The sequence below is a fragment of the Bradyrhizobium sp. CFUWI genome (assembly GCF_056429085.1).
The window spans coordinates 89,681-99,605 of the sequence record NZ_JBWJZE010000023.1; the positions used below are offsets into that span (position 1 = coordinate 89,681).

At 65.6% G+C, this 9,925-nt stretch carries 5 protein-coding genes and 1 tRNA gene; 2 read left to right on the forward strand and 4 right to left on the reverse strand.

Annotated features, from left to right (window positions below; genetic code table 11):
* Positions 1–116 precede the first annotated feature (116 nt).
* The 4 genes from AC066S_RS33090 to AC066S_RS33105 all read right to left on the reverse strand — a co-directional run bounded on the left by AC066S_RS33090 (position 117) and on the right by AC066S_RS33105 (position 5,143).
* Positions 117–368: an exodeoxyribonuclease VII small subunit gene (locus AC066S_RS33090; protein WP_126256655.1), complete on the reverse strand. Its 252-nt coding sequence runs from the start codon at positions 366–368 to the stop codon at positions 117–119.
* Between the two features lie 73 nt (positions 369–441).
* Positions 442–1,371, reverse strand: a complete 930-nt coding sequence (locus AC066S_RS33095) for a histone deacetylase family protein (RefSeq protein ID WP_126256654.1) — start codon at positions 1,369–1,371, stop codon at positions 442–444.
* Positions 1,372–1,505: 134 nt separating this feature from the next.
* Positions 1,506–3,161 carry a bifunctional metallophosphatase/5'-nucleotidase gene (locus AC066S_RS33100; protein WP_478271605.1) on the reverse strand — a complete coding sequence of 552 codons (1,656 nt, stop codon included), beginning with the start codon at positions 3,159–3,161 and terminating at the stop codon, positions 1,506–1,508.
* A gap of 203 nt (positions 3,162–3,364) precedes the next feature.
* Positions 3,365–5,143, reverse strand: a complete 1,779-nt coding sequence (locus AC066S_RS33105) for an acyl-CoA dehydrogenase family protein (RefSeq protein ID WP_135167860.1) — start codon at positions 5,141–5,143, stop codon at positions 3,365–3,367.
* A gap of 253 nt (positions 5,144–5,396) precedes the next feature.
* Between AC066S_RS33105 and AC066S_RS33110 the strand changes: the two genes are divergently transcribed.
* A tRNA-Gln gene (locus AC066S_RS33110) sits at positions 5,397–5,471 on the forward strand.
* 581 nt (positions 5,472–6,052) lie between these two features.
* Positions 6,053–9,925: beta-ketoacyl synthase N-terminal-like domain-containing protein (locus tag AC066S_RS33115; RefSeq protein WP_478271608.1), on the forward strand; the 3,873-nt coding region annotated here is incomplete at its 3' end.

Consider the following 9,925-nt stretch of genomic DNA (forward strand, 5'->3'; position numbering starts at 1 on the left):
TGGAACCGGGATCCGTCGGGGGCACGCCGCCGTGCGATCATGAAGACCCGGCAGGCGCTGCGCCCAGCGAAGACGTTGCACCGGAGCGCGGTCAGAAATGGATAGGGGGCCTCGGCCTATTGAACGTCGAGCGGCGCCGTGCCGGTGGCCTGGCCGGTGGCATCGGTGGTGATCTTGTCGACGCGCGCCTCGGCCTGGCGCAGCAGTTCCTCGCAGCGGCGCTTCAGCGCCTCGCCGCGCTCGTAGATGGTCACGGATTCCTCGAGCGGCACCTTGCCGTCCTCGAGCCGCTTCACGATCGTTTCGAGTTCCTCGATCGCGCGTTCGAAGGTGAGCCTGGAGACGTCGACTTGGGTGTTTTCGGCCATATCCGTTTCCGATTGCCCGATTCGCTTGGCCCACAGTGAAGGCGGGTTTTGCGGGCTTAATGTGGCGAGTGTTTCAAGCGCCCATCAGGGCGCCGACATGCGCCGTAACAGATTCTTTCAGTCCTTGCAGGTCATAGCCGCCCTCGAGCACCGAGACAACACGCCCTCCGGCGGTCTTGTCGGCGAGATCCATCAGCTTGCGCGTCACCCAGGCATAATCCTCCGCGCGCAAATTCAGCGAGGCCAGCGGATCGCGGTAATGCGCATCGAAGCCGGCGGAGATGACGAGCAACTCGGGGCTGAATTTCTCGAGCTGCGGCAGGATCAAGTTCTCGAACGCGGAGCGGAATTCCGGCCCGCCGTCCTCGGAAGCAAGCGGCGCGTTGACGATGGTGTCGTGGTCGCCGCGTTCGCTCTTGGCGCCGGTGCCCGGAAACAGCGGCATCTGGTGCGTCGAGCAGTACATCACGGTCGGGTCCGACCAGAAGATGTCCTGCGTGCCGTTGCCGTGATGCACGTCGAAATCGACGATGGCGGCGCGCTTGATGCCGTATTTGCGCTGCGCATGGCGCGCGGCGATCGCAACGTTGTCGAAGAAACAGAAGCCCATCGGTTTGCCGATCTCGGCGTGATGTCCGGGCGGACGCACTGCGACGAAGGCGTTGCGATGCTCGCCCGCCATCACGGCGTCGGTCGCCGCAACCGCGCCGCCGACGCCGCGCATCACCGCTTCCCACGTGCCCGGCGACATCGACGTGTCGCCATCGATATAGACCTGCCCGCTGGCCGGCGCGATGTGGCGCAGCTCGGTGACATAGTGCTCGTTGTGGCAGAGCGTGACGAGATCGAGATCGCCTTCCGGCGCCTGGTCGCGCGCCAGGAACTGGAAGCGCTCATGCGACAGCGCTTCCTCCACGGCACGCAGGCGATCGGGCCTTTCAGGATGTCCCGGAGGCGTGACATGGTCGAGGCAGGCCTTGTGGGACAGGAGAAGCGTGCTCATCAGGTCGGCCTCACAAGAAACGGGCTTTCGTCGTCGCTTGGCGCATCCGGCGCCAAAACGCAATGCAAAATCCAATCTATGCGCTTAGGCGGCAATGGCAAAGGGGCGTAGCGGGCCCAGCCGTTTGACCCGGATCAATTCACCCGCAGGATGCGGGTAGGCGGCAGCGGACCGATCGGCCCGTGCGCCCGGAAGAACGCGAACAGCGCGTCGGCGTCGTAACCGCCATATTGCGGCGACGTGCCCTGCTTGGCGACGGTAAAACCGTCGCCGCCGACGGCAAGGTAGTCATTGAGAGTGATCCGGTAGCCGCTAGCAGGCTCGATCGGCCTGTCGTTGAGCGTCATTGTCTCGGGGATTACGCGCTCGCCGAATGGCTTCGACGCATCCCAGGCATAGCTGAATCCGTTCGAAACCTGGAGGATCCGCGGCCGCTTCGGGTCCAGCCATTGCTGCTCGAGCATGTCCTTGAGCTGGCCGCCCGTCAGCGTGATCGTGACGAGGCGGTTGCGGAACGGCTGGCTGGCGAAGACATCGCCGAAGGAAATCGCGCCGTTCTCCTTCGGCACGATGTCGGTGCGGATGCCGCCGGGATTGGTGAGCGCAATGACAGCGCTGCCATCCTTGGCGTCTTTGGTCGCGGCGAGCTGCGCATCCGCGATGACGTCGCCGAGTGCGCTCTCGCCGGCCTCGTTCGGCACGCGCGACAACGTCTGCGTCACCGATCCGGCCGGCCGGTTGGCGATCGGCGCTGAGAGCCTGTCGTAGGCCTCGATCAGCGCGGTCTGCTCCGCGTCCTTCGCCAGCGAGGCATTGGCGACGAGCACGTTCTCGCCCCTGGCGCTGACGATGTCGCGCGTCGCGCGGTCGAGCTTCAGGTCGATCGCGGTGACCAGCGTGCCGTACTTGTCGCCGCTGGTGACGAGCCGCCCGTCGATATTGCAGACATAGGCGCGGTGAGTATGGCCGCTGACGATGACATCGACGGCGCGGTCGAACTTCTTCACGATGTCGACGATCGGCCCCGTAATGGCGGGGCATTCGTTGTAGTCGCCGGCGGGCTCGCCACCCTGGTGGATCAGCACCACGATCGCCTCGACGCCGCGCGCCCTCAACTGCGGCACCAGCGCGTTCACCGTCTCGGCCTCGTCGCGGAATTCGAGCCCCTTGATGCCCGATGGCGAGACGATGCCTGCGGTCTCCTTCAAGGTCAGCCCGATGAAGGCGATTGGGATGCCGTCGAATTCCCTGATCTCGTAGGGCGGCAGCACGCTGTTGCCGGTCGCGGTCTCGATGGTGGATGCCGCGAGATAGCGGAACTTGGCGCCCGTGAAGGGATGCGGCCCCTGGCAGCCGTCGACCGGATGGCAGCCGCCGTTCTGCATCCTGAGCAGCTCGGTCGTGCCCTCGTCGAATTCGTGATTGCCGACGGAGCTGATCGCCAGCCCCATCATCGAGAGCGATTCGATCGAGGGCTCGTCGTGAAACATCGCCGACAGGAACGGGCTCGCGCCGATCAGATCGCCGGCGGCGACGAAGATCGTGTTCTTGTGTCCTTCGCGCAGCTGCTTGACCAGCGTCGCCATGTATTCGGCGCCGCCGGCCGCCACCATCACCTTCTTGCTTTTGTCCTCGGGATCTCCGATGCGGATGCCGCCCGGCGGCGGCCGCAGGTTGCCGTGGAAATCGTTGATCGCGAGGACGCGCAGCTCGACGGGGGCTGCGGTCTGCGCGGAGGCGGGGAGGGCGCAGGTGAGGGCGAGTGCGGCGAAGATGGATTTGTATCGCATGGAACCAGATTAATCGTTCGGCGCGAAGATTTCACGAACGTTTCTCGCCGCCATTCCCGAGGCTCGACGTCGTCGAGAAGAGAGGCGGTGGCGGCCTCGTAACTTGAGCCGGGGCCCATGTCGCCGCGATCTCTTCCTGCCATGGGTCCCGGCTCTGCGCAGCAACGCTACGCGTTGCGGCGCGTCCGGGACAAATGAAGCACCTACCCCAGCAGCACCGCATCCGCCGCCGCAACCGATTCCGCGCTCTCCGTCACCGTGCGCTCGAGCGCGCCGGCCTGCACGGTGATGTTCTCGGCGAAGAAGCGCGCGAGCGAGACGTAGCGCGCGGCGTCGGTGTTGCCGTCGGCCTTGGCGGCGAGCGCCTCGGAAGCAAGCAGGCAGCCGCCGAGCGTAGCGCCGAACTGCTGCAGATAGGGCGTCGCGCCGGCCAGCGCCTCGTTCGGTGCGGACGTGACGCGTTCCAGCAGCCACTTGCTGGTGCGCGTCAGCGCCTCGAGCGCCTCGCGCAGCTTCGCTCCCGTGGTGCCGAAGGTGGGGTCGTTGGAGGCCTCGACCTTCTTGATGGTTGCCGAGAGCTCGTCGAGCAGCGCCCATACCGAGGCACCGCCGTTGGCCGCGAGCTTGCGCGTGACGAGGTCGATCGCCTGGATACCGTTGGTGCCCTCGTAGATCGCGGTGATGCGGGCGTCGCGATAGTGCTGCGCCGCGCCGGTCTCCTCGATGAAGCCCATGCCGCCATGGACCTGCACGCCGAGATAGGCGACCTCGTTGCCGATGTCGGTGGAATAGGCCTTGGCCATCGGCGTCAGCAGCGCCGCGCGCGCGGCGGCTTCAGTGCGCACCTTCGGGTCCTTGGCGCGTGTCGAGACGTCGATCGCGACCGCTGTCGCATAGCAGATGGTGCGCGCGGCGGCCGTCTGCGCCCGCATCCGCATCAGCATGCGCTTGACGTCGGGATGAACGAAGATCGCATCCGAGCCGTCGGTCTTGCTGCCGACGGCGCGACCCTGCTTGCGCTCCTGGGCGTACGACAAGGCCTGCTGATAGGCGCGGTCGGCAACGCCGACGCCCTCGAGGCCGACGCCGAGGCGAGCCTGGTTCATCATCGTGAACATGCAGCGCATGCCCTGGTTCTCTTCGCCGATCAGAAAGCCGATGGCGCCGCCGTGATCGCCCATCGTCATGGTGCAGGTGGGGGAGGCATGCATGCCGAGCTTGTGCTCGACGCCGCTGGCAAAGATGTCGTTGCGTGCGCCGAGCGAGCCGTCGGCATTGACCATGAATTTGGGCACCAGGAACAGAGAGATGCCCTTGGTGCCGGCGGGCGCATCGGGCAGACGGGCCAGCACGAAATGCACGATGTTGTCGGTCATGTCGTGCTCGCCATAGGTGATGAAGATCTTCGTCCCCTTGATCCGATAGGTGCCGTCGGCCTGCTTCTCGGCGCGGGTGCGCAGCGCGCCGACGTCGGAGCCGGCCTGCGGCTCGGTCAGCTGCATCGTGCCGGTCCATTCGCCGGAGACGAGCTTCTCCAGATAGATCTTCTTCAGCTCGTCGCTGCCATGCGCGTCCAGAGCTTCGATCGCCGAGGCGGTGAGCAGCGGGCAGAGGCCAAAGGCGACGTTGGCCGCACTCCAGATCTCGGTGCAGGCGGCGTTGATCGCGATCGGCAGGCCCTGGCCGCCGAAATCTTCGGGGCCGGACACCGCGTTCCAGCCGCCTTCGGTCCAGCGCTTGTAGGCGTCCGGCCAACCGGGCGCGGTCGTGACCTTGCCGCCGTCGAGCTTGATGCCGTGCTCGTCGCCCACCTTGTTGAGCGGCGCCAGCACGTCGGTTGCGAACTTGCCGGCCTCCTCAAGCACGGCCGCGACGATGTCCAGGTCGAACTCGCCGTAATGACCGGCCTCCACGGCAGCCTTGAGGCCGGCGCCATGGTTGAGGGACAGCAGCATGTCATTGATCGGCGCGCGGTAGGTCATGGCTCACTCCCGTGGACAAATATTGGCGCCGTATTCTCACGAAACGGGGGCGGTCTCAATGGCCGGAAGGCCGGGCGGGCGCCCGCCGGATCCTCCGGGTTCTCCATAATGGAGTGAGGTGTGGCGGATCGGCAGATCGGTGTGGTATTTTGACCCTCCAGGCGGTTGAAATACCGCGCCTCTCCCTATAGACCGGCTGCGACCGAAGGGAATCTGCGGGGGCCGGTTCTTCCGTCGTTCCTCGGTCGCCTGATGGGGCGTAGCCAAGCGGTAAGGCAGCGGATTTTGATTCCGCCATTCGGAGGTTCGATCCCTCCCGCCCCAGCCAGAAGCTCCGCGTCCCCTGAAATTGCTCACGAAACCGGCCTGACTGGGGCGCTGTTGCACAGCGCTGCGACGCACCCCTGCGGCACAAGTGTCGCTCGAAAATGGCTCCCCACATCCTTCGCCGCCGAGCCGTCCGCTATTGGCGGCATACGCCTCCCGCGCTCGCCAAATAAGCATACTGGGCTACGCGCTGCTGAACGCCCCGGGGTGTCACCGCGGGACACAAGCTGCTCTTCCCGGACCTTTTTTCTCTCGGCAGCCATTCGCCCTTGGGTGATCGTTTCTGCAAGGAGTTCAGGCCGATCCTCACGGCCGACATTGCGGAGGAAGGGCTCTCGGCGTTCACGCCGTGCGCCATCTTTTCGGAGCGCAACTGAAAAGGAAGCTGCTGACCAACGAGGATCGTGCGGGCTTGGGCATGATAGCGAGAGCGAAACCACTGAACACGATTGTGAGCCGCACGAGTTCGAAACGCTGTTCGAATTCATCATGAAGCTCGTTGCTCGAGGCCGAGCGACGCCGACCGCGAAGCCGCGGGCGCAAACATCGGCGATGACCGCCTGATCGATTCGCGGCGTGACGATGACGCACCCAGGATCCGGTCAGTGCAACCGCCAGCAGTCTGCGGGCTGGACGATCGATCGACGGATCAATAACGTGATCCGGCATGTATTGATTTGGATCGAAAAGTCTTCTCCCCGAACGAAAGTGTTGATTGTGACTGCGATTGCTGTTGTCGGGATTGGCTGCAGACTTCCAGGACATATCGACTCCCCGGACGCCTTGTGGGGCGCGCTCCTGGCAGGCACCGACCTCGTTGGGGAGATTCCGCCGCAGCGCTGGAATGCCGACGATTATTACGAACCCGTAGCAGGCGTGGCGGGCCGCTCGGTTTCGCGCTGGGGCGCGTTCCTGGACGACCCGTCGGGCTTTGATCATCGCTTTTTCGGCATCGGCGAACCCGAGGCCGTCGCCATGGACCCACAGCACCGGCTGTTGCTCGAGGTCACTTGGGAGGCCGCCGAACATTCCGGTCGCGATCCGCGCCGCCTGTTTGGGACCGATGCCGGTGTGTTCTTCGGCCTCTCGCATCAGGACTACATGCAGGTCACGCGCGACGCAGGTGCAATGGGCCTCGCCTACGCTTTCACGGGAACGCCCTTCAGCATGGCGTCAGGACGGGTCGCCCATGCGATGGGGCTCACGGGTCCTGCCATCACCTTGGACACGGCCTGCTCGTCCAGTCTCGTCGCCGTGCATGCGGCTCGGCGAAGCCTGCTCGCGCGCGAGTGCCACGTTGCGTTTGCCGGCGGGGCCATGTTGATGTTCTCGCCCACGACATTCGCCTCGGCGTCAGGGCTCGGCATGCTGTCGCCGACCGGGCGGTGTCATGCGTTTGACGAGCGCGCCGATGGCTTCGTGCGCGCCGAAGGCTGTGGGGTGGTGATGCTCAAGCTACTGAGCGACGCCCTGCGCGATAGCGATCGCGTGCTCGCGGTCATCCGCGGGAGCGCCGTCAACCAGGACGGACGCACGCACAACATTTTGGCGCCTTCCCGCGCGGCCCAGATCGCGGTGATCGATCGTGCGCTTGCCGAGGCGCAGGTTGATCCGTCATCCGTCGGCATGATCGAGGCGCACGGCACCGGTACACCGGTGGGCGATGCCGAGGAGTTCCAAAGTCTCTCAACACGGTATGGACGACATTCGCCCTGCGCCCTCGGCTCGCTCAAGAGCAACCTTGGCCACGCGGAATCGGCGGCGGGCGTCCTGGGCCTGATCAAAGCGACGCTCGCGCTGGCACATGGCGTGGTACCGCGATCCGTTCACTTCCATCAGCTGCCTGCGCATCTCCAGCCGATCGAGACGCGGCTCTTCGTCCCGACGGACACTGCGCCCTGGCCCTCGACCGGCGCTGACGGACTCCGCCGTGCGGCCATATCGTCCTACGGAATGTCCGGCACGAATGCCCACGTCGTGCTCGAACAAGCCCCTCACGCGCCAGCTTCATCTTGTTCGCCGCAAGCCGCCGAAACACACGATCAGCCGTGGTTGTTTCCGATTTCTTCGACCTCGCCGGAGGCGCTTCGCGTTTCGGCCGGGCGACTTGCCGCTTGGCTGGACGCGAGCGCCGGCCGTCATCGCCCCAGTGACGTCGCGCGGACCCTCGCCTGCAGGCGCGGGCACCGGCCCGTCCGGCACGCGCTCATTGCGACAACGCTCGGCGATCTGACAGCGCAATTGCGCGGGCTCGCGGCCGATCAGTCCATCGATGCAGATTGGGTCGATCAGGATAGAAGCGGTCCCGTCTTCGTATTCTCCGGACAGGGCTCGCAGTGGGAGTCGATGGGCGCGGCGCTGATCGACATCGATCCGGTCTTCGCCGGGATGGTTGGCGCCATTGAACCTCTGATTCAGACCCTCTGCGGTTTCTCTGTGACCGATGCCCTGCGTCGACCGGCGCAACTCGACGGCATCGAACGGATCCAACCCGCCATTTTTACGATCCAGGTCGCGTTGGCGGCGTCCTTGAAGGCCAAGGGTGTGGTGCCGTCGGCAGTGATCGGCCATTCCATGGGCGAAGTGTCGGCGGCAGTCGTGGCCGGCGCACTCTCGCTCGAAGATGGCGTGCGGGTGATCTGTCATCGCGCCATGCTGTGCCGAACGCTCGCTGGATCAGGTGCAATGGCGGTCGTCGGGATGACGCCGGCGGCGGTTCGCGAAGATCTTGCGCGCCGACGGATTGACGACGTCGAGATCGCCGTACTGGCGGCTCCGGCCTCGACGGTGGTGGGGGGCGCTGCCGTGGCCGTGCAGCGCCTTGTCGCTGCCTGGCAGGCTGAAGGCCGCTCCGCCCGCGAGGTCGCGGTCGATGTGGCCTCGCACACGTCGCAAGTGGAGCCGATCCTAGCGCAGCTGTCGGAGCGCCTTGTGGGAGTGACTGCGCACAGTCCGCACACACCGATGTATAGCACCGTGCTGCTTGATCCGCGCGAATCCCCCGTTTGCGATGGCGCTTACTGGATCGACAACCTTCGGCAAGCGGTCCGCTTCCGTCCGGCTGTTCAGGCGGCGCTCGAAGACGGACACCGCGTATTCGTCGAGCTTTCGCCACATCCCATCGTGTCCCACGCGGTGTTGGAGAGTGCTTCCGCAACGGACTTCGCCGTCCGCGCGCTTGCGTCGATGACTCGCGGCGAGCCCATGCACAACGGGCTTCTGGACCTGGTCGGCGCCATCTATGTCGCCGGCGCGGCGATCGACTTCAATGTCCTTTATCCGGATGGCCAGCCGCTTGACCTCCCGTTGCCGGCCTGGACGCACTATCCCCTGTTCCTTGCGCCGGCGACGCCGGCCGCAGGTCCGCATCAGGTGCCGTCGACGCATCCGCTGTTGAACGTCCACCGTGTCCTGCACGAAGAGCCGGAACGCCACGTCTGGGCTTGTGAGGTTGGTCTCGATGCCCACCCCTGGCTTGCGGATCACCGGGTGAACGGAACGCCGCTGTTTCCGGGCGCTGGCTTCTGCGAAATGGCGCTCGCCGCCGCGCGCACGGCCCTTGGTACATCTGGTACATCGCTCGTCGAAGTGCAGATGATCACGTTCGACCACGCGTTGCGGTTGGAACCATCGATGCCGATCGTCTGCACGGCAGTGCCGGACCGACCGGCTGAGCTGAATTTCAGGCTCGAGAGTCAGGCGAAGAGCGAAGCGCGGGTCCATGCAAGCGCCCGGCTTTCTGGCGCTATCTCTGCAAAGCCGCCGGCCGCGCACGACGTAGCCGCGCTGCGCGCCGCTCACGCGACGCCCGTCGCCGCGGACGAGGTGTGGCGGTGGTTCGACTCGCAGGGCATCCAGTACGGCCCGTCCTTTCGCGCACTGGGCCCGGGCTTGGCGTTGTCCGCGGACGGCGCTTCGCTCTTTGCGGATCTTCGGCTCCCGACCTCGTTCCGAACGACCGCGCGGGGCTACACGGTGCATCCCGTGCTGCTTGACGCGTGCTTTCAGTCCGTCGGGGCGTTCGCCCGGGTCGTTTCGGAGACAAACGGGCGCTTGCTGCTGCCGCTCTCGGTGCGAAGCCTCCGGCTCCACCGCACGGACGCCGACGCCGCTCACTGCATCACCCACCTGGTCGCGATCGACGCCTTGCACGTCGAGGTGGACATCGATCTGCTCGACGCCTCCGGTCGCGTGTTGCTCAGTGTCGATGGATTGGCAATGGGGAGCGGCGCGGCCGAACAGCATGCCGATGCCGTCGCCTGCAACTCGCGCCTGCTCGACATAACCTGGCAGTCATGGGACATCCCGCGTGCCACGGTCAGGCCGGACGACGGCACCTGGCTGCTGCTCGATGCCGATGATGCGGGACACCGCTTGATGTTGGACTTGGAACGAGACTTGCGCGTTCAAGGGTTCAAGTCCCGCATCCTCAGCAGCGCCGGAGCGGGGAAGGGG

Excerpts from the sequence above, each read along its gene's own strand:
- AC066S_RS33090 (WP_126256655.1), bottom strand. The coding sequence starts at position 368 with ATGGCCGAAAACACCCAAGTCGACGTCTCCAGGCTCACCTTCGAACGC.
- AC066S_RS33100 (WP_478271605.1), bottom strand. The coding sequence starts at position 3,161 with ATGCGATACAAATCCATCTTCGCCGCACTCGCCCTCACCTGCGCCCTC.
- AC066S_RS33095 (WP_126256654.1), bottom strand. The coding sequence starts at position 1,371 with ATGAGCACGCTTCTCCTGTCCCACAAGGCCTGCCTCGACCATGTCACG.
- AC066S_RS33105 (WP_135167860.1), bottom strand. The coding sequence starts at position 5,143 with ATGACCTACCGCGCGCCGATCAATGACATGCTGCTGTCCCTCAACCAT.